19 protein-coding genes are annotated in these 18,795 nt (G+C 67.8%); 12 read left to right on the forward strand and 7 right to left on the reverse strand.

Features of this window, described 5'->3' with window-relative positions:
- Position 1: 1 nt before the first annotated feature.
- Entirely contained in the window at positions 2-1,255 is a 1,254-nt protein-coding gene (gene purD / locus RDV64_RS10265) for a phosphoribosylamine--glycine ligase (RefSeq protein WP_309199156.1), read from the reverse strand.
- 100 nt (positions 1,256-1,355) lie between these two features.
- Between purD and ubiA the strand changes: the two genes are divergently transcribed.
- Positions 1,356-2,285, forward strand: a complete 930-nt coding sequence (gene ubiA / locus RDV64_RS10270; protein ID WP_309199157.1) for a 4-hydroxybenzoate octaprenyltransferase — start codon at positions 1,356-1,358, stop codon at positions 2,283-2,285.
- 9 nt (positions 2,286-2,294) lie between these two features.
- Here ubiA and RDV64_RS10275 read toward each other — a convergent pair whose 3' ends face one another.
- A complete protein-coding gene (locus tag RDV64_RS10275) occupies positions 2,295-2,906 on the reverse strand; it encodes a DUF6101 family protein (protein WP_309199158.1) in 612 nt (203 codons plus the stop codon).
- A 199-nt stretch (positions 2,907-3,105) separates the two neighbouring features.
- Here RDV64_RS10275 and RDV64_RS10280 point away from each other — a divergent pair, with 199 nt between their 5' ends.
- The 5 genes from RDV64_RS10280 to lpxK are packed head-to-tail and all read left to right on the forward strand — an operon-like array spanning position 3,106 to position 7,849.
- Positions 3,106-4,464, forward strand: a complete 1,359-nt coding sequence (locus tag RDV64_RS10280; protein WP_309199159.1) for a TldD/PmbA family protein — start codon at positions 3,106-3,108, stop codon at positions 4,462-4,464.
- Positions 4,454-5,263, forward strand: a complete 810-nt coding sequence (locus RDV64_RS10285) for a 3'(2'),5'-bisphosphate nucleotidase CysQ (protein ID WP_309199474.1) — start codon at positions 4,454-4,456, stop codon at positions 5,261-5,263. Before RDV64_RS10280 ends, RDV64_RS10285 begins: the two co-directional genes overlap by 11 nt.
- A gap of 23 nt (positions 5,264-5,286) precedes the next feature.
- Complete coding sequence (locus tag RDV64_RS10290) at positions 5,287-5,520, forward strand: DUF4170 domain-containing protein (protein ID WP_309199160.1); 234 nt, start codon at positions 5,287-5,289, stop codon at positions 5,518-5,520.
- Entirely contained in the window at positions 5,517-6,779 is a 1,263-nt protein-coding gene (locus RDV64_RS10295; RefSeq protein ID WP_309199161.1) for a glycosyltransferase N-terminal domain-containing protein, read from the forward strand. The genes RDV64_RS10290 and RDV64_RS10295 overlap by 4 nt, the downstream gene beginning before the upstream one ends.
- Complete coding sequence (lpxK, locus tag RDV64_RS10300) at positions 6,776-7,849, forward strand: tetraacyldisaccharide 4'-kinase (RefSeq protein ID WP_309199162.1); 1,074 nt, start codon at positions 6,776-6,778, stop codon at positions 7,847-7,849. The genes RDV64_RS10295 and lpxK overlap by 4 nt, the downstream gene beginning before the upstream one ends.
- Before the next feature lie 117 nt (positions 7,850-7,966).
- Here the strand turns inward: lpxK and RDV64_RS10305 are convergent, their stop codons facing one another.
- Positions 7,967-8,341 (reverse strand): hypothetical protein, encoded by a 375-nt coding sequence (locus RDV64_RS10305; protein ID WP_309199163.1) that lies wholly within the window; start codon positions 8,339-8,341, stop codon positions 7,967-7,969.
- A 356-nt stretch (positions 8,342-8,697) separates the two neighbouring features.
- Between RDV64_RS10305 and ctrA the strand changes: the two genes are divergently transcribed.
- Complete coding sequence (gene ctrA / locus RDV64_RS10310) at positions 8,698-9,399, forward strand: response regulator transcription factor CtrA (protein ID WP_309199164.1); 702 nt, start codon at positions 8,698-8,700, stop codon at positions 9,397-9,399.
- Positions 9,400-9,460: 61 nt separating this feature from the next.
- On the opposite strand, the gene RDV64_RS10315 is transcribed toward ctrA, so the two are convergent.
- A complete protein-coding gene (locus RDV64_RS10315) occupies positions 9,461-10,066 on the reverse strand; it encodes a histidine phosphotransferase family protein (protein ID WP_309199165.1) in 606 nt (201 codons plus the stop codon).
- Positions 10,067-10,146: 80 nt separating this feature from the next.
- Between RDV64_RS10315 and RDV64_RS10320 the strand changes: the two genes are divergently transcribed.
- Positions 10,147-10,731, forward strand: a complete 585-nt coding sequence (locus RDV64_RS10320; protein WP_309199166.1) for an EipA family protein — start codon at positions 10,147-10,149, stop codon at positions 10,729-10,731.
- A 109-nt stretch (positions 10,732-10,840) separates the two neighbouring features.
- Positions 10,841-12,403 carry a hypothetical protein gene (locus RDV64_RS10325; RefSeq protein WP_309199167.1) on the forward strand — a complete coding sequence of 521 codons (1,563 nt, stop codon included), beginning with the start codon at positions 10,841-10,843 and terminating at the stop codon, positions 12,401-12,403.
- Between the two features lie 33 nt (positions 12,404-12,436).
- On the opposite strand, the gene RDV64_RS10330 is transcribed toward RDV64_RS10325, so the two are convergent.
- Positions 12,437-13,804 carry a glutamate--cysteine ligase gene (locus tag RDV64_RS10330; protein ID WP_309199168.1) on the reverse strand — a complete coding sequence of 456 codons (1,368 nt, stop codon included), beginning with the start codon at positions 13,802-13,804 and terminating at the stop codon, positions 12,437-12,439.
- A gap of 65 nt (positions 13,805-13,869) precedes the next feature.
- A complete protein-coding gene (locus RDV64_RS10335) occupies positions 13,870-14,592 on the reverse strand; it encodes a 16S rRNA (uracil(1498)-N(3))-methyltransferase (protein WP_309199169.1) in 723 nt (240 codons plus the stop codon).
- 281 nt (positions 14,593-14,873) lie between these two features.
- On the opposite strand from RDV64_RS10335, the gene xseA reads away from it, so the two are divergent.
- Positions 14,874-16,469, forward strand: coding sequence for an exodeoxyribonuclease VII large subunit (gene xseA, locus RDV64_RS10340; protein ID WP_309199170.1), 1,596 nt, complete (start codon positions 14,874-14,876; stop codon positions 16,467-16,469).
- Positions 16,470-16,764: 295 nt separating this feature from the next.
- The gene (locus RDV64_RS10345) at positions 16,765-17,421 is read left to right on the forward strand and encodes a L,D-transpeptidase (RefSeq protein WP_309199171.1); all 657 of its coding nucleotides are present in this window, start codon (positions 16,765-16,767) and stop codon (positions 17,419-17,421) included.
- A 15-nt stretch (positions 17,422-17,436) separates the two neighbouring features.
- Here the strand turns inward: RDV64_RS10345 and RDV64_RS10350 are convergent, their stop codons facing one another.
- Positions 17,437-17,781 (reverse strand): hypothetical protein, encoded by a 345-nt coding sequence (locus tag RDV64_RS10350; RefSeq protein WP_309199172.1) that lies wholly within the window; start codon positions 17,779-17,781, stop codon positions 17,437-17,439.
- A gap of 9 nt (positions 17,782-17,790) precedes the next feature.
- On the opposite strand from RDV64_RS10350, the gene RDV64_RS10355 reads away from it, so the two are divergent.
- Complete coding sequence (locus RDV64_RS10355) at positions 17,791-18,741, forward strand: RluA family pseudouridine synthase (protein ID WP_309199173.1); 951 nt, start codon at positions 17,791-17,793, stop codon at positions 18,739-18,741.
- Positions 18,742-18,795: the final 54 nt, after the last annotated feature.

An 18,795-nucleotide genomic window follows, 5' to 3' on the forward strand; every position in this document is an offset into this window, starting at 1 on the left:
CTCAGGCGGCGGCGATGTCGGTCCGCATCCGCCCGCCCGGCCAGTCCAGTGTTTCGAGCGCGCCGTAAACCCTGGCGCGGGCCGCCTCCGGGTCGGCGCCCAGCGCGACCGCGGCCAGCACGCGGCCGCCGTTAGAGAGCACCTTGCCGTCCGCGTCCCGCGTGCCGGCGTGGTAGACCTCGGCGCCGCCGGCTGCGACCGCATCCAGCCCGCCGATCACCTCGCCCTTTTCGAGCGGCCCCGGGTAGCCAGCGGCCGCCACCACCACGGCAACGGCGCTCTCGCGCGAAAATTCTATCGGCGCATCGGCAAGCGTGCCGGTCGCGGTGGCGAGGAGCAGCGCGTAGAAATCGCTGGTGAGACGCGGCAGCATCGCCTGGCATTCCGGGTCGCCGAAGCGGACGTTGAACTCGATCAGCTTCGGTCCCTCGCTGGTCAGCATCAGCCCGGCGTAGAGGATCCCCACGTAGGGGATGCCGCGGGCGGCCAGCGCGTCGACGGTGGGCTTCACGATCCGCGCCATCGCCTCGTCGATCACAGCGTCCGGCACGCCGGGGGCCGGGGAGACAGCGCCCATGCCGCCGGTGTTGGGGCCAAGGTCGCCATCGTAGGCGCGCTTGAAATCGCGTGCGGTGGTGAAAGGGCGCACCGTCGTGCCGTCGGAAAGGGCGAACAGGCTGACTTCCGGGCCCGTCATCATCTCCTCGATCACCACGCGGGCGCCGGCAGCGCCGAAAGCGCCCTCGAAGCAGGCGTCCACCGCGGCCTCAGCCTCGGCCATGGTGGTGGCCATCACGACGCCCTTGCCGGCGGCAAGCCCGTCCGCCTTCACCACCACCGGCGCGCCCATGGCGGCAAGTGCGGCGTGCGCATCGTCGCGGGTGTCGGCGACGCGGGCAGCGGCAGTGGGAATGTTCGCTTCGGCGGCAATCGCCTTCGTGAACGCCTTGGAGGCTTCAAGCGCCGCGCCCGCCTTGCCGGGGCCGAATACGGGCACGCCGAGTGCGCGCAGTTCGTCGGCCAGGCCGTCCACCAGCGGCGCCTCTGGGCCGACCACCACAAGGTCGAACTCGCTCGCCCGCGCCAGCACCGCGTCTGGCTCCATCCGCTCGGCGATGGCCGCCATTCCGGCATTCTCGCCGCCGGCAAATACCACGCGGGCCACCTTGGGCGAGCGGGCGAGCGCTGCGCACAGCGCATGCTCGCGACCGCCAGAGCCCACGATCAGGACGGCGGCATTTCCGGTTGGCGACATCGTGGTCCCTTCGCAGTGGCGGTCATAATCGGCTAGGTCTCTACAGCATGAACCGCCTCCTGCACGCCCCGCGCTGCAAAAAGTTCACCAGGATTGTCCGATGAAGACCGAAACGCTTGACGCCCGCGTCGCCGATGCCCCCGCCGGAAACTGGGTCGATACCTGGCTGCCGGCGCGTCTGCGTCCGTTCGCGCGGCTGGCAAGGTGGGACAGGCCCATCGGTTTCTGGCTCCTGATGTGGCCGTGCTGGTGGTCGGCAGCCCTCGCCTCCGCGGCGGCAGGCGCTCCGCCCAGCATCGTCTCGCTGGCGCTGTTCTTTGCAGGCGCGGTGCTGATGCGCGGGGCGGGGTGCACCTACAACGACATTCTCGACCGCAAGATCGACGCGCATGTGGAGCGGACCCGCTCGCGTCCGCTCCCCAGCGGGCAGGTGAGCGTAGAGGCGGCCATGCTGTTCATGCTGGCGCAGGCGTTCACGGCGCTGGCGATCCTGCTGACGTTCAACACCACCACCATCATCGTGGCGTTCTGCTCGCTCGGCATCGTCGCGCTCTATCCGCTGGCCAAGCGGGTGACGGACTATCCGCAGGTGGTGCTGGGGCTGGCGTTTTCGTGGGGCGCGCTGGTGGGGTGGACGTCGGTGACAGGGGCGCTCGCCGTCGCGCCGTTCCTGCTCTACGCCGGCAACATCCTGTGGACTGTCGGCTATGACACCATCTACGCGCATCAGGACAAGCGGGACGATGCAATCATCGGTGTGCGATCCACGGCGCGGCTCTTCGGTGAACACACCAAGCGCGCGGTGGGGGGGTGTTACGCGCTCACCATCGCGCTATTTGCCGCGGCACTGTACGCTGCGGATGCAGGGCTTGCCGCCTATATCGGGCTTGCCGCGTTCGGCGCGCATCTTGCCTGGCAGATCGCCAGAGTGTCGACGGAGGATCCCGCCTCGTGCCTTGCCGCATTCAAGTCCAACCGCTGGGCGGGCTGGCTGCTGTTTGCCGGGCTCGTTGCGGCTGCGTTCATCTGAGGCGCGCTATCAGGTGCGGGCGATGATCTCGCGATGCTCTTCAATGCGCGGTGCGTTGGCCATGGCGAAGGGCAGGGGCGCTGCGCGGCGGGCACGCCCGAAGCGCGACCGGCGGCCCACCAGCGGCGAACCGCGGCGGCGCGGCGAGGGGTTTTCGGCAAGAAGCACGCCCAGCGCGTTGAGCTCGGCATGAACGCTGCCGTCCGCATCTATGGCGATCAGCGGCAGCGACAGCGCCTTCGCCCAGGCCTGCCATTCGCGGGCGATCACCGCCACGTCCATCCCGCACGCCAGCGGAACCGAGTGCGCATCGTCGCTGTGCTGGAGCGTGAGCTGGAACATCGGCTCGCCGTCGCACCGCTCCACCGTGACTGCAATGCCGCGGTAGGTGTCGAGCGGCATGGTTGCGGCGGCAGCGTCAGGCGAGGCAATGGTGACAGGCTCTTGCGTGGCGGGCACATCCACATCGATCTCGCGGCGGCGGGGCGCGGCCACGGGGGCCGCCGTCTGCCGGCGGGGGATGGCGTCATTGGCCGGAAGGAACAGTGCAGCCGGAGAGGTCATCACCGGATGCGTAGCATTGTGGGGCATGGCGATGGCGGCATTGGAAACTGCGTTCATGGATGGGCTCCGGCGAAGGGCGTCTCGGTTCATGACCAGACATTACCCCGCCCCGTTTGCGCCCCCGCTAAATCGGGCAAGCCAATCGGAGCGGGCGTATTAACCTATTTTTTACCGAAACTGACCGGACCCCGCGGAACTGCTGGCGATCGGGTGATTGCCTTGCCTCGGGCGTTAAGGGTTCCTAAAGCATAACCGCATGACCACATCCGATTCCGATCCTCTGGATCTTACCCGTCTCTCAACACTGGCCACCCGCGCGCTCGACGCTGCGGTGAAGGCTGGCGCGGATTCCGCCGATGCGGTGGTCCTGTCCGGCCGCAGCCTTTCGGCCACCGTGCGCAACGGCGCCATTGAAGAAGCCGAGCAGTCCGAGGGAACCGACGTCGGTCTGCGGGTGTTCGTGGGCGCTCGCTCGGCCTCGGTCTCCGTCGGTCCCGCGGCAAATCTGGCCGAGGCTGCGGACCGTGCCGTCGCCATGGCCCGCGCGGCACCGGAGGATGACAGCCAGGCCATCGCCCCGGCCGACCTTCTGCTGCGCGACGCGCCTGCCGACCTCGACATTAACGATCCCACCGCCCCCACCATGGAAGAGCTGATTGCGCGCTCGAATGCGCTGGAAGCGGCCATGCTGGACGTGGCGGGGGTCACCAATTCGGGCGGCGTGTCGGCCTCTTCGTCCCATGCCGGCCGCGCCATGGCGACCACCAACGGATTTGCCGGCGCCTACAGCACCAGCACCCACGGCCATTCTGCCACCGCAATTGCCGGTGACGGCACCAAGATGGAGCGTGACCACTGGTCCTCCGTCCGTCGCCACCTTGCGGACCTTTTGCCAGTGGAGGACGTTGGCCGCCTTGCTGCCGAGCGCACCGTGCGCCGGCTGGGCGCCGAGCCGCTCTCCACCCGCACCGCCACAATCATCTTCGAGCCGCGCACGGCGTCAGGATTCGTGCGCCATCTCCTCAGCGCCATTTCGGGCTCTGCGGTGGCCCGGCGCGCGTCCTTCCTTGCTGGCAGGACGGGGGAGCTGGTCTACCCCGCCGGGATCACCGTGCGCGACGATCCAACGGTCCGCCGCGGAATGTCCTCCCGCCCGTTCGACGGTGAGGGGCTGGCGACCGCCCCCATCGATTTCGTGCAGGACGGCATCCTGACCGACTACATTCTGGACCTTCAGGCCGCCCGCAAGCTGGGCCTTGCCGGCAACGGGCGCGCAGCGCGCGGCACGGGGTCTCCGTCGCCGTCGCCCACCAACATTTCGGTCCACGGCGGCGCAGGCGATCTCGCCGCGCTGATGGAAAGCGCCGGCACCGGGCTTCTGGTGACCGACCTCATCGGCATGGGCGCCAACATCATCAACGGCAACTACAGCCGTGGTGCGGCGGGCTTCTGGTTCGAGAACGGAGAGATCGTGAAGCCGGTCACCGAGATCACCATTGCCGGAGAGCTTGGCGCCATGTTCCGCCGCGCTGTGTTCGGCGACGATGCGCCGGGCCTCTACAGCGTCGATGCACCCACCGTTCTTCTTGAGGGAATGACCATTGGTGGTCGTTGACGCAGCGACACTGGAAGAGGACGCGGCACTCATTGCCGACTGTGCGACCGCGGCCGGCGCACTGGCGTTGCAGCATTTCCGCGGTGATGTGCGGCAGTGGACCAAGGACGACGGCTCGCCGGTGTCCGACGCCGACCTTGCGGTGGATGCGTTCATCAACGCGCGCCTGTGCGCGGCCCGCCCCGGCTACGGCATGGTCTCCGAGGAGCGGGAGAAGGCGGCCGCCGCCAACGGCATTGCGCGCACCTTTGTGGTGGACCCCATCGACGGCACACGCGGTTTCCTGCGCGGCGAGAAAGTGTGGTCGGTCGTGGTCGCGATCATCGAGAACGGGCTGCCGGTGGCCGCTGCCATCGCCGAGCCGGTGCGCGGCACTCTATATACAGCGGTGCGCGGGCGCGGTGCGCTGCGCAACGGCAAGCCCATTTTTGTGTCCGACTGCGGCGGCTTTAACGATGCCGAGGTGGCGATGCCCGCCCCCATGTTTCGCGATGGAGACTTTGCGCAGGCTGGCGCGAAGCGTGCACCAGTCTTGCCGTCGCTCGCGCTGCGTCTGGTGCGCGTCGCCGAAGGCCGGTTTGATGGGTGCGTGACCAAGACCGGGCCGCACCACTGGGACCTTGCCGCAGCCGACCTCATCGTGCAGGAGGCGGGCGGCCGGATCCTCAACCTGTCCGGCGGCGTCCCGCGCTATGACAGCGCGACAACCAGCCACCCGCCCGTGGTCGCCGCACCGCGGGATTTTGTGGATGTCTTGCGCGCGCGGGTTGCCGCGGCGCACGCCACCACGTCCGTTTGAGCCACCACCGGGAGCCCAACCCTATGGCTGAAAAGCAACTTCTTCATCTGGTCATCGGCGGAGAGCTCGCCGATCTCGATGGCGTCACCTTCCGCGATCTCGACAAGGTCGACGTTGTGGGTGTCTACCCCAACTATCAGGCTGCGCACGGCGCCTGGCAATCCAAGGCACAGCAGACCGTGGACAACGCGCACATGCGCTATTTCATCGTCCACCTGCACCGCCTGCTCGACCCGGAAACGAACACAACCCAGTGAGTTTCGGGACGGCGGTCTGGGCCGCTTACGGTGCTGCCGGCACGCTGGCCTCACCGCTCGCGGCCGCGCACCTTGCCCGCCGCGCGGGGCGGGGCAAGGAGGATGCGGCCCGCAGCGCGGAAAAGCGTGGCATTGCCTCTGCCGCGCTTGAAACGCGCCCGGTCTGGCTGCATGCCGTCAGCCTTGGCGAGACTGTGGCGGCGCTCACCCTGGCCGAGCGCATCCGCAACGAGGGCTTCGACATCTTGCTTACCACCGGCACGCCGACCGCTGCGGCACGCGCCGCCGGGGCCTCGGTGACGCACCAGTATGCGCCGCTGGATGCGCCGCCTTTCGTGGCGCGCTTCCTCGACCACTGGCGCCCTGCTGCCGCGCTCTTCGTCGAATCCGAAATCTGGCCGACCACCCTTGCCGCGCTTGCCCGTCGCAAGGTGCCCCGTGCCCATGTGAACGCTCACCTTTCGGAACGCTCTCACCGCCGCTGGGCGCAGCTTCCGGCACTGTCGCGGCCGTTGTTCGGCTCCATTCCGCTGGCGCTGGCGCAAAGCGAAGCGGATGCCGCCCGCTTTGCAGCGCTCGGCGTGCCGCACACCGCCACCACCGGCAATCTCAAGTTCGATGCTGTCGTGCCGGAACCGGCGGCGGAGGCGGTCGCGACGCTGAAGGCAGGGCTTGGCGGACGGCCGAGCTGGCTTGCCGCCAGCATCCATCCCGGCGAAGAGGCGGCCGTCGTGGCGGCCCACCAGCAGCTTGCCGCAAACATTCACGGGCTGACCACGTTCGTGGCGCCCCGGCACATGGAAACCGCAGCCTTGGTGCGCCGTGCCGCCGCCGCTGCAAATGTCCCGATTGCGGGCAGCCGCAGTGCGGGGGATCCGCCCGAACCCGGTCTTTATCTCGTGGACACGCTGGGCGAGCTCGGCGTGTTTTTCTCCGTGGTGCCGCTTGTGTTTCTGGGGGGATCGCTGGTGCCGCTGGGCGGGCACAACCCGGCGGAGCCGGCGTCATTCGGCGCGGCACTCCTCACCGGGCCCGCCCATGGCTCGATGTTCGAGCCTTTTCTGGATGCAGGGGCGGCCGATGTTGCGGGCGATGCCGCAGCGCTGGCCGATAAGGTTGCCGCCGGCCTCGGCGACCCCGCCGCCATGGCAGCACAGGGGGCAAAGGCCCGCGCAGTGCTTGGCCGGGAGCGCGGCGCGACAGACCGCGTGATGGCCGAACTCTCCGGCACGCTCGCCGCGGCAAGGGCGCTGACATGAGGGCGCCCCGCTTCTGGTGGCGACAGGGCGCGTCGCCGGGTTCCGTGCTGATGACGCCTGTGGGCGCGGTGGTCGGCGCGATTGCCGGGCGCCGGATCGGTGCGCCGGCACGCCGGCGGTTGAATATTCCGGTGGTGTGCATCGGCAACCCCACCGTAGGTGGTGCGGGCAAAACCCCCGTCGCCATTGCCGTCGCCCATCTTCTGGCACGCAACGGCCAGCGCCCGGTGTTTCTGACGCGGGGCTACCGGGGCCGTCTCGCTGGGCCGGTGGAAGTGAAGAGCACCCACTGCGCCAGCGATGTGGGGGACGAGCCGCTGTTGCTGGCCCGGTATTTTCCGACCGTCGTTGCGCAGGACCGGGCCGCCGGCGGCGCGCTGGCGGCAACGCTCGGCAATGTGGTGGTGATGGACGACGGGTTCCAGAACCCCGGTCTTGCGAAGAATTTCAGCGTTCTCGTCATCGACGCCGCGGTGGGTCTCGGGAACGGTTGCGTCACGCCGGCCGGCCCCATGCGCGCACCGTTCGATGCGCAGATCCCGCACGCCGACGCTGTGCTTCTGACCCATGTTGCAGGCGATGACGCGACCCGCTGCACCCTCCCTGCGCTCAACGTGCCGTGTCATACGGTGGTGCTGCGCCCCAAAGCCCCGCGCAATCTTGCGGGGGTGGACGTCCTCGCCTTTGCCGGGATCGGGCGGCCGGAAAAATTCTTTCGCAGTCTGGAAGGGCTCGGCGCGGATGTGCGGGTGCGCTACGCATTCGCCGACCACGCCCTTTATGATGAAGATCTGGCCAGCCGCCTGATCGGGGAAGCGATCGCACGCGGTCTGACCCTTGCCACCACGGCCAAGGATGCCGTGCGGCTTCGCGCTGGCGGTCCTGTTGGTCGCAAGCTCACCACCCGCGCCGTCATTCTCGATATTGATGCCGAGTTGCCGCCCGCCTTCGCGGATGCCGTGCTGGCAGCCTGCGGCGCAACAGGCCGCGGACCGAATGGCGCGCGCGGCCGCGGTGTGAGCGGGATGGACCCTGCGCTCCAGGATGTGCGGCGCTGGCGGGTGCGCTGACGGGCTGCCGCCGCAAGGCGGTGCGCACGGGCGCGAAAGGTCAGGCTGAGGCGCAGGCGCAGCGTTGGTCGCGCCGTGCGTCAATCGGTTGCGGCCCGCGTGCGGACCGCGCCGCCATCAGGCGGCGGCGGACTGGAGCTTGCGGTGGCCGCCCAGCAGGGCGGGGCTCACTTCGCTGGCATTGGCAAGCGCTGTGAAGAAACCGTCGATGTCATCGAGCGACGCAAGGGCGGCATCCTTGCGGGCGGCCAGATCGTCGATGGTGTTGGTGAGGTTGGCTCGGCGCTCGCGGGCAGCACGGGCCACCGTCGAGTAGGCATAATTGGCGGTGTCGGCGACGCCGGTCCGCCGCTCTTCCATATCGATCTGTTTGCCAAGCTCGATCCGGATCACTTCGAGGTCGCCGATCATGCGCTCGAACTGGGCGAGCTGACGGCGCAAGGCAGCAGCCTGGAACTCTTTCGCTTGAATGGTGCTCTCACGCGGCTTCATCACACACTCTCCCGATTAACGACATTCACGAGCATAAGGATGAGGCGTTGCAATTTCGTTGGCCCCGTCCAGCGAAAATTCGCGGGCCTGTTAACACATCGAAAGGCCCGGCTTCCCCAACCCTTTCCAATGATATGAAGAGAACTCTTCGTCCGTTAAGGGAACGTTTACCGGGCTCGCTCATCGTTTCGATGCGCCAAAAGCCACAAACGTGAGGACAATCCTCTCGGTGCGGGTTGGGGCGCCTGTCGATTTGGTAACAATGTATTTGTGCTGATTCGCAGGTCATCGGGCCCCCGCCCGAGTTTCATTTGGACTCGAACCGCTTAATCGGCGGAACGCATGAGAGGAACCGCATGCGCGTTCTATTGATCGAGGATGACAGCGCCACAGCGCAGAGCATCGAGCTCATGCTGAACTCGGAGCGGTTCAATGTTTATACGACGAACCTCGGCGAAGAAGGCATCGACCTTGGCAAGTTGTATGATTACGACATCATCCTTCTCGACATAAACCTCCCCGACATGTCGGGCTACGAGGTGCTCCGCGCGCTGCGCGTGGCAAAGATCGACACGCCGATCTTAATCCTTTCCGGTCTCGGCAATATCGAGGACAAGGTGCGCGGTCTCGGCTTCGGCGCCGACGACTATCTGACCAAGCCGTTCCACAAGGACGAGCTGGTCGCACGCATCAACGCCATTGTCCGCCGGTCCAAGGGGCACGCGGAAAGCGTCATTCGCACCGGCGAGCTTTCGGTCAACCTCGATACCAAGACTGTCGATGTCGACGGGCAGCGCGTTCACCTGACCGGCAAGGAGTACCAGATGCTGGAACTCCTCTCGCTGCGCAAAGGCACGACGCTCACCAAGGAAATGTTCCTCAACCACCTTTATGGCGGGATGGACGAGCCTGAGCTGAAGATCATCGACGTCTTCATCTGCAAGCTGCGCAAGAAATTGTCCTCGGCAACCGGCGGGCGAACCTACATCGAAACGGTCTGGGGCCGAGGCTATGTGTTGCGTGAGCCCGAACCCGAACAGCGCCGCGAACTCGCCTGACCTTGCGCGGCCTGCGGGCCGCGCAATGCGTTTGAGGGGGGCTGCGCCCGATGCCGCCGCGTCAGCCGCGCGGCACGGTGGTGAAGCGCATGGCGGTTTCGCCGGCGTCGGCCTTCACCGTCCAGCCGATTTCCGCCGCAAACCGCTCGATCAGCAGCGCCTGCACCGCGCGCGGGTCCTGCGTGTCACCGCCATCGGTGACCAGCTCGACGAAGGGCGGCGTGCGAATGGCCGCACCCTCTGCGGTGATGGCAAGCCCGGTTTCATCGGAATGCACCAGCGTTACCGTCCCGCCCCGCGGAACGGCGCCCAGCGCGAAGGTGGCCAGCAGCATCGCCAGCTTCACCTGAAGGCGCGGCTGCGCAGCGCCAGACCAACGCCAGTCGATGTTGGCCCGCTCGCCTTCGAACATCGCCGCGGTCAGCCGGCCGGCTTCCGCCGGGTCGAGCATTTCCGCTCCGCCGGCCGCGCCGTAGGCCATCCGGGCATATTGCAGCTTCGCCGTCGCCTGGGCGGCACTCTTTTTGATGAGGTCCATGGCCATCTCGGTCATCGACTCATCTTCGGCGATCAATTCGAGCCCGTTCTGGATCGCACCAACCGGGCCGACCACATCGTGACAAAGACGCGAGGCCAGAAGGCTCGCCAGTTCAAGATCGCTTTGCATCGGTTTTCCGTCTTGCTGTCGCCGCGGAGCCTGACATGCGCCCCACTTCTTTAAAAGGCGACAACGGGAGCTTGCCTATCATGCGTTCCGCATTGGTTGCGCTACTCACAGTTTCTTTCCTGTTCACCGCGTCGCTCGTGCCGGTGCGCGCCTTCGACGGCACGCCCCAGCCGGGCGCGGAGGGCGGCTTCAGTTCCGAGGACCTCCTCGACGCCGGGCACGACTTCTTCGGCGAGGCCACCTCGGGGCTGGCGGTGGGACTGTCGCACATGCTGGCCCGGTTCGGCCCGCCCGATGGCTACATTCTGGGTGAGGAGGGCTCCGGCGCCATTGTTGGCGGCCTGCGCTACGGGGAGGGGGCGCTCCAGCTCTACGGGCAGGCGCCTGCGCCGGTGTTCTGGCAGGGCCCATCGTTCGGATGGGATTTTGGCGGATCGGCAAGCCGGGTGATGATGCTTGTCTACAACATGCGGTCCGCCCGCGAGCTGATGCAGCGTTATACCGGAGTCGACGGTTCGGCCTATCTGGTGGGCGGCGTCTCGATGACGGTGATGGCGGCAGACGACGCATTCGTGGTGCCGGTGCGCACCGGCGTGGGCGCTCGCCTCGGGGTCAGCCTCGGCTATCTCAAATTCACGTCAGAACCCACCTGGAACCCATTCTGAGCCTTTGGCCATCATCCCCCGGTGACAGACCGCGCCGTGGTTGGCTAAGACGGACCACGAGAGGCGCCGGTGTCGGCGTCCGCCACAGCCTTGAGAGTCAGCGCCGCCCATGACCTTGCCTGACGACGTGAACCTGCCGGCCCTGATCCTCCTCGGTGGGATCGGAATCATCCTTCTGCTCTGGTTGCTCGGCAGCGGCCGGTCGCGCAGCAATCCGCGCCAGTCCGCCCAGCTGATTGCCGCCGTTCAGGCCGAGCGCGATGTGCTGCGCGCCAACCATGCGGTCGACATCGCCACGCTGGAAGCCCGGCTCGACGAGGCGCAGAAGCGCGCCCAGGGCGAATTGGGAGCCGCGCTGAAGCTGAAGGAGGCCGAGCGCGCCAACGGCGTTCTGGCCGCAGAACGGGAGAGCCTCAACCGCGACCTCGCCGCCGCCCGCGAACGCTTGCAAGCCATTGGCGAAGACCTCGAAACCCAGCGCGGAGAGGCCGGGCAGGTGCCGAAGGTGGTGCATGAACGCGATCAGGCGCGCGAGGAGGTGCGGCGTCAGTCCGACACGATCAGCGAGCTGCGGGCCGAGTTGCAGGAAACGGTTAACAAGCTCTCCAAGGCCACCGCGGAACGCGAAAACACCGGCGACCTCGTCAACCGGCTGACGCGGGAGCGCGAGGAAGGCATTCAGGATCTCCAGCGCCAGGTGGAAATCAACCAGGATCTTCGGCGCGACGTGAAGACCCTTGGCACGCGCTTGCAGGAAGAGAACGGCGCGCACGCCAACGTCCAGTCGCTGTCCAGCGAGCTGGAGGCGCTGCGCACCCGCGCTGAAAGCCTGTCACGCACCGTCCGCGCGCGGGAAGAAACGATCCACGAGCTGCGCAATGCGGTCTCCCGGCTCGAAGCGGGCACTTCGACTGGAGCTGCAAGCCAGGAGCAGGCCTCTGCGCTGCGCATCGCGCAGGAGCGCGAGCAGAGCGCCAACGAAGCCCTGTCCCGTCTCGCCTACGATCGAGACGGTTTGCAGAACCGCCTCACGGCCGCCGAACGGCAGGAGCGCGAGGCCCGCGCCGAGGTGGAAAAGCGCGAAGCGCTGATGGAATTGCGCCTCCAGAAGATCAACGAGCTGGAGCGCCGCCTGCGCGATCAGCACGGCCAGATCCACGCCGCCATGCGCCGCGCGGAAGCCGCAGAGGAAATTGTCGCGTCCGGTGGCGCCATGGACGGCGACGCTCCGGCGGTGATTGTCGACACCGCCGCCGAGCGCCGGGCGGAGGCGCTGGCCGCCGAGCTGGCCGATGCGCAGACGGCCCGCAAGGCGCTGGTGCATGAGATGGAAGTGCTGCGTGAGCAGGTCGGCGCGCAGGGCGATCCACGCGCGCAAAAGGCGCTGGCCGGCGCAAAGGTGGAGATCGACGAGCTGAAGGCCGAGGTTTCGCGGCTTCGCGCGGCGCCCCCTGTCAGCACCATCGATCCCGACGAGATCGCCGCGCTGAAATCCACCATCCGCAATCTGGCCGACCGCTTCGTGCGCAACGCCGAAGGCATCCTCGATGTGGAGCCGGAAGAAATGTCGCTTGCGGAGAAGATCCGGGCCTTCAAGGCGGCGCGGGACGCCAGGACGCGCCGTCCGCTGCGGATCGCCGAGTTGAAGAAGCCGGGCTCTGCCGGAAAGTAGGCTTCTGCCCCGCCTTCGTGGCGGGGCGCTCCTTCAGAACGCGTTGGCCGCGAACACCTTGTCGATGTTGCCGTTCCACGGGCCATTGTAGGCGTCCAGCAGCTCGTCGGCCGGGCTGCGGGCGCTGTGCGCGGCGTCTTCCAAGGGTGCCAGGAAATGCCGCTCGTCCGCAGCCTCGCCGTGCGCATGGGCCCGGCGCCGCAATCCTTCTGCCGAAAGTGCCACCACGTCGCGGGCGATGGCCGCCACGGACCGGCCGTTCACCGTCCCGGTCAGCCCGTCGCGCGGGACATTGCGCCACAGATCCGCGCGGTCTTCGGCGGAGAGTTCGCCAGCCAGCGCCATCGCCTGATCCAGCACGCCATCGTCGTACATCAGGCCGACCCACAGCGCGGGCAGGGCGCAGATCCGGCGCCACGGCCCGCCGTCCGCCCCGCGCATTTCGAGGAAGCGCTTGAGGCGAACCTCGGGGAACACGGTGGACAGGTGGTTCACCCAGTCGCCCATGGTGGGCACCGCACCGTTTTCGGGCTTGAAGCGGCCGTCCAGAAAATCGCGGAAGGTGGCGCTGGTCGCCTCCAGATATTTGTCGCCGCGCTTGATGAAATACATCGGCACGTCCAGCGCCCACTCAGCATAGGCCTCGAAGCCGAAGCCTTCATCGAAGGCGAAGGGGATCGGCCCGGAGCGTGCAAGGTCCACATCGTGCCACACGGCAGCGCGGTTGGAGCGCAGGCCATTGGGCGCGCCGTCGATGAACGGGGAGTTGGCGAAAAGGGCCGTGGCGATGGGTTGCAGCGCAAGGCCGACGCGCATCTTCTTCACCATGTCCGCCTCGTCCGCAAAGTCGAGGTTCACCTGGATGGTTGCGGTCCGGTACATCATGTCCAGCCCGCGGGTGCCGACCTTGGGCATGTGGCGGGTCATGATGCCGTAGCGCTGCTTTGGCATCATGCTGACGGCTTCGCGCGACCACGTCGGCGCCATGCCGAGGCCGAGAAAGCCGAGCCCGCGCCGGTCCGCAATCTCGCGCATCTGCGCCAGGTGGCCATTGGCCTCCACGCAGGTCTCGTGCAGCGTCAGCACCGGGGCGCCGGACAGCTCGAACTGGCCACCGGGCTCGACGCTGATGGCGCCGCCCTCCTGCCCCGCAAGACCGATGATCTTGCCGCGCTCCTCGATCGCCTCCCAACCCGACAGGGCCTTGAGATCGGACAGGACGGCCCCGATGCCATTCTCGCCCTCGTAGGCCACGGGGGAGTGGTCCGCGAGGTGGAACGGGATCTTCTCGTGCTCGGTGCCGATGCGAAATGCGTCCGCCGGCTTGCTGCCAGCGGCCAGATAATCGGTCAGCTGTGCGCGATCTTCGATCGGCGTATCGTCAAGGGTATCGCGCGCCATAAACCTATCCTGCTTTCGCGGTGGCGGACCTTATGCGGGACTTTAATGGCATGCAACGATATGTGTCATGACACGGATGGGTGAGCCGCTTCCACCAGCGCCAGAAGCGCCACGGCGGCGGTATCGGCGCGCAGAACGCGGGGCCCGAGCGAGACACGAACCGCACGCGGCGCCAGCAGCGCCCGCTCCTGCTCGGAGAACCCGCCCTCGGGGCCGATCAGCACGGCAAGCGGCGGCGCGGCGGCGCGAATTGCCGCAACGGGGTCGATGGGCTCGCCCGCCAGCGCCTCATCGGCCACCACCAGCGTATGGTCGCCCACATTGCCCAGAAAGCTTGTGAGTGGCACGGGATCGGCAATGGTCGGCACCGTGAGGATGCCGCACTGCTCGCACGCCTCTATAATGTTGGCGCGCAACCGCTCGCGGTTGATCTTGCGGACCTGGCAGTGCTGCGTCAGCACCGGCTGGAGGTGCCCGGCGCCAGCCTCCGCCGCCTTTTCCACCATATAGTCGAGCCGCGCCTGCTTGAGCGGTGCGAACGCGTAGACCAGCTGCGGCGCGGGGGTCTGTGCCCGAACCAGCGCGGTGGTGCCCGCGACGCCGCCATTCTTGGTCATTTCGATGATTTCGGCGAGCCAAGCGCCCTGCCTGCCGTTGAACACGGAAAAGCGCGCGCCAACGCCCAGCCTGAGCACATTGCGCAGATAATTGACCTGCTTGCCGGTCAGCCCGATACGGCCGGGCAACTCGGCGTCGACGAACAGTCGAATTTCAGTGGGCTCACGCATGGTCGGCGCGGTTCATTCGTTGGCGGGGATTGGACACATAGCAGCTGAGGCGAGATGGTCCAGCATGCAGGCAACGTAAAGAGGGCAAACGCGCCGGAGAGGACCGAGGGCGCGGGGATACCCCGGCGCGACCACCTCGCGTGCGCTGACGAGGCTCTACCGGCACGTTCTGCGTGATGGCCGCAAGTGATACGCAAGGCATTGCGAAAGCCGTGGCCAAAGGGGCGGGGCCGCACGAGGGCGGTTTCGGTTCGCGGCGGGACGCCCTATCATGATGCAGCATGAGCCAGCCTGACACCCCGCTTCTGGACAACGACGACGGCGCCTCGGCGCGGGGCAGCAACGCGCCCGAATTTTCCGTGTCGGAACTCGCCCGTTCGGTTCGCCGCACGGTGGAGGACAATTTCGGCTATGTGCGGGTGCGCGGCGAGATCGGCAGCTTTCGCGGCCGACACTCGTCCGGCCATGCGTATTTTTCGCTGAAGGATGCCGACGCCAGCATCGACGCGGTGGTCTGGCGCGGCGCGTGGTCCAAGCTCGGCGTGAAGCCGGAAGAGGGCATGGAGGTCATCGCTTCGGGGCGGATGACCACATTCCCGAAAAAATCCAACTACCAGATCGTCGTGGAGCAGCTGGAGCCCGCAGGCCTCGGCGCGCTGATGAAGCTCCTGGAGGAGCGGCGCCAGAAGCTGGCCGCCGAAGGCCTGTTCGACGAAGCACGCAAGCGCCCGCTGCCCTCGCTGCCCCCCGTGATCGGCGTCGTCACCTCACCCACCGGCGCCGTGATCCGCGATATTCTGCACCGGGTGGCGGATCGTTTCCCCAGCCGCGTGGTCGTCTGGCCCGTCCGTGTGCAGGGCGAGACCTCCGGTGCCGAGGTTGCGGCTGCCGTCGAAGGCTTTGCCACCTATGGCGGGCCGCGGCCGGACGTGATCATCGTCGCGCGCGGCGGCGGCAGCATCGAGGATCTCTGGGGCTTCAACGACGAGGTGCTGGTGCGCGCCGTGGCCGCCTCGCCAATACCCGTGATTTCCGCGGTGGGCCACGAGACTGACTGGACACTGATCGACCATGTGGCCGACCACCGGGCGCCGACCCCCACGGGCGCTGCCGAGCGCGCCGTGCCGGTGCGCGCCGAGTGCCTGGCCACCCTTGGCGACCGGGCGCGGCGGCTCGACATTGCGCTGGCTGGCCTGGTGGAGCGCCGCCGCAGTGCGCTGAGGCTGATGGCACGGGCGCTGCCGGCCGGCGGCGCGGTGCTGGAGGCCCCCCGCCAGCGCCTCGACATGGTGTCCGACCGGCTGGCAGGCGCCCTCGTGCGCTCCGCCGCCATCGCCCGGCAGCGTTACACGGCCACTGCCGCACGTCTTTCGCCGCAGACGGCGCGCTACCCCGTTGCGCGTGCGGGCGAGCGACTTGCCGCCACCAGCGGGCGGCTGTCCCGCGCCGTTGGTGCGCAGCTCACGGCCGCGCGGGGGGATGCGGTGCGCCTTGCCGGCCGCCATGCGCCGGCTCTTGTGGCGCGTCGCGTGCGGGACGAGCAGGCCGCTCTTTCGCGTCTTCTGGTCCGGCGGGACCGGGCGATGGAAACCGGCGTCGCCGCCGCCAGAGGGCGCTGGAACGCCGCGCAGAAGCTTCTGTCAGCGGTCTCCTACGCAGCGGTGCTGAAACGCGGCTTTGCGCTGGTGCGCCGCGGCGACAATGCGCCGGTGCGGGCGGCGGCCGATGTGGCCACCGGCGAGGCGCTGGAGCTGGAATTTGCCGACGGCCGGGTCAACGTGGTCGAGGCAGGCGGCCGGCCGCAGCTGGCCAAGTCCGCGCCCAAGCCGGTGCGCCGCTCGCGCAAGGTGGACGACGCGCAGGGGACCCTGCTCTAGTCGGTCCCTGCGCTGGCGGGTGGCGCTCGCACGCGCATGCGCAAAATGTCGACTTCATCGCTCAGCATTGAAGCAATACGGCGCGGGAACGCAGTCCGGGGCAGGTTGCCGTGATATTCAGGGCACACGGGGCAGATGACAATGCATGGGACCGTTCACGAACCCTTGATCCGGCTGCCACTGTTGTCCGATTCGGGTGTTATGTCGAAAATATTCACAGTGCATCCGGCACGCGGTCGCCGTGCGTGCCGCGTTTCGAGGGATCAACAACACAATGTCGCGATTTGACCATCGTATGAGCCGGCGGGCGTTCTGCGTCCTCGGTGCCGGAGCGGCCGCTGCCGCCGTCGCGGGTTGCGCGCCCGAGGGCTCGTTTCAGCAGGCTACGCTCGGCTACAAGCCTGTACCGCAGCTGGGGACGCCGGAGAAGGAGCCTTTCCAGGTTCCGCGCGTCAACATGAAGAAGATCCCGACAAATCTGCACCGCCAGTACGTCAACCACACCGGCCGCTACAAGCCCGGCACCCTGGTGGTGGACGTTGCCAACAAGCACCTCTACCTCATTCAGGACGATGACGTTGCGATCCGCTACGGCATCGGTGTGGGGCGCGCGGGCTTTGCCTGGGGCGGCGAGGCCTATATCGGCCGCAAGGCAAGATGGCCGACCTGGACCCCCCCGGCCAGCATGATCCGGCGCGAGCCCGAGCTGCGCGAGTGGGCCGGCGGCATGGAAGGCGGCCCGTCCAATCCGCTCGGCGCGCGCGCACTCTACCTTTACCGCGGTGGCCGCGATACGCTGTACCGCCTGCATGGCACCAACAACCCGGCGTCCATCGGACAGGCCATGTCGTCCGGCTGCATCCGCATGCTCAACACCGACGTGATCGACCTTTACGAGCGCGTGCCGAGCCGGGCGCGCGTTGTCGTCAGCCAGAACGGCGTGACGGTCTAACCGACCCGCCTTGCCCTACTGCCCCGCGCGGCCGGCCGCGTCGGGGCGGAGGGTGAACAGCCCCAGCACCGTGCCCTCGGGCACGCTGCGGACTTCGATCCGCGGGTTGGCGCCGCCGATGGTGAGGACGATCTGGTCGTCCCCTGCGCTGACCGCGATGAGGTCCGCCGTGCCGAATTCGAGCGCAACCGCCGCAGCCGGTCCGCTGTCCATCTCCGACACGCGGTAGAAGATCCCCGCCACCACAGCGGCGAAACCCAGGATCATGATGCTGGAGGAGACGATGAGCAGCCGCACGAGCTTGCGGCGCACGCGCTCCATGGCCGGATCCAGCTCGCCTTCGTCCTCGTTCTCGCTCACAGTGGCTCCATGCAGGTTATCGCCGAAAAATCAGGGCGCGCGGACGCCGCGCTTGCCAGTCAGGTGGAAGCGCTGTCGCGCACGCGCATTCAGGCGCTGATACGGGCTGGCGCCGTGGAACTCAACGGCGCACCGCTCACGGATCCCTCCCAAAAGGTCGCGATCGGCGATCGGTTCGACGTTGTGGAGCCGCCGCCCGAGCCCGCCGAGCCCACCCCGCAGGACATTCCCCTCGATATCCTGTTCGAGGATGACGCGCTGATCGTGCTCAACAAGCCGGCGGGGCTGGTGGTGCATCCGGCGGCGGGCCACCACGATGGCACCCTCGTCAACGCGCTCCTCTTTCACTGCGGCGACACCCTGTCCGGCATTGGCGGGGTCATGCGGCCCGGCATTGTCCACCGGCTCGACAAGGACACGTCCGGCGTTCTGGTGGTTGCGAAGAGCGATGCGGCCCACAAGGGCTTGTCGGCCCAGTTTGCCGACCATGGCCGGACCGGGCCGCTCACCCGCCGGTACACCGCGGTGGTGTGGGGCGCGCCCCACCCGCTGGACGGGACCGTCAACAAACCGCTGGGGCGCCACCCGTCGGACCGTCAGCGCTTTGCCGTGCGCCCGGACGGCAAGGAGGCCATCACCCACTACCGCACCCGCGAGGCTTTGCCCGAGGCCAGTCTGGTGGAGTGCAACCTGGAGACCGGGCGCACGCACCAGATCCGCGTGCACATGGCGGCCATCGGCGCGCCGCTGGTGGCCGACCAACTCTACGCGATGGGCTTTGCCACCAAGGCCAACCGCTTGCCGGAGGCGGCCCGCGCCGCGGTGGTGGCGCTGGCAAGGCAGGCGCTCCACGCCAGCCACCTGGGCTTTGCGCACCCCGTCACCGGCGAGGTGATGAAGTTCGACGCGCCCCTCCCGGCCGACCTTGCCGCACTGGTCGCAGCCCTTCGCGCGCAATAGAGCCTTGCGGGATCTCCTGTTCCCTATGGTCGCGCGTCGCCTTACCCGTTTGTC

The sequence above is a fragment of the Acuticoccus sp. MNP-M23 genome (assembly GCF_031195445.1).
Lineage (GTDB): Bacteria > Pseudomonadota > Alphaproteobacteria > Rhizobiales > Amorphaceae > Acuticoccus.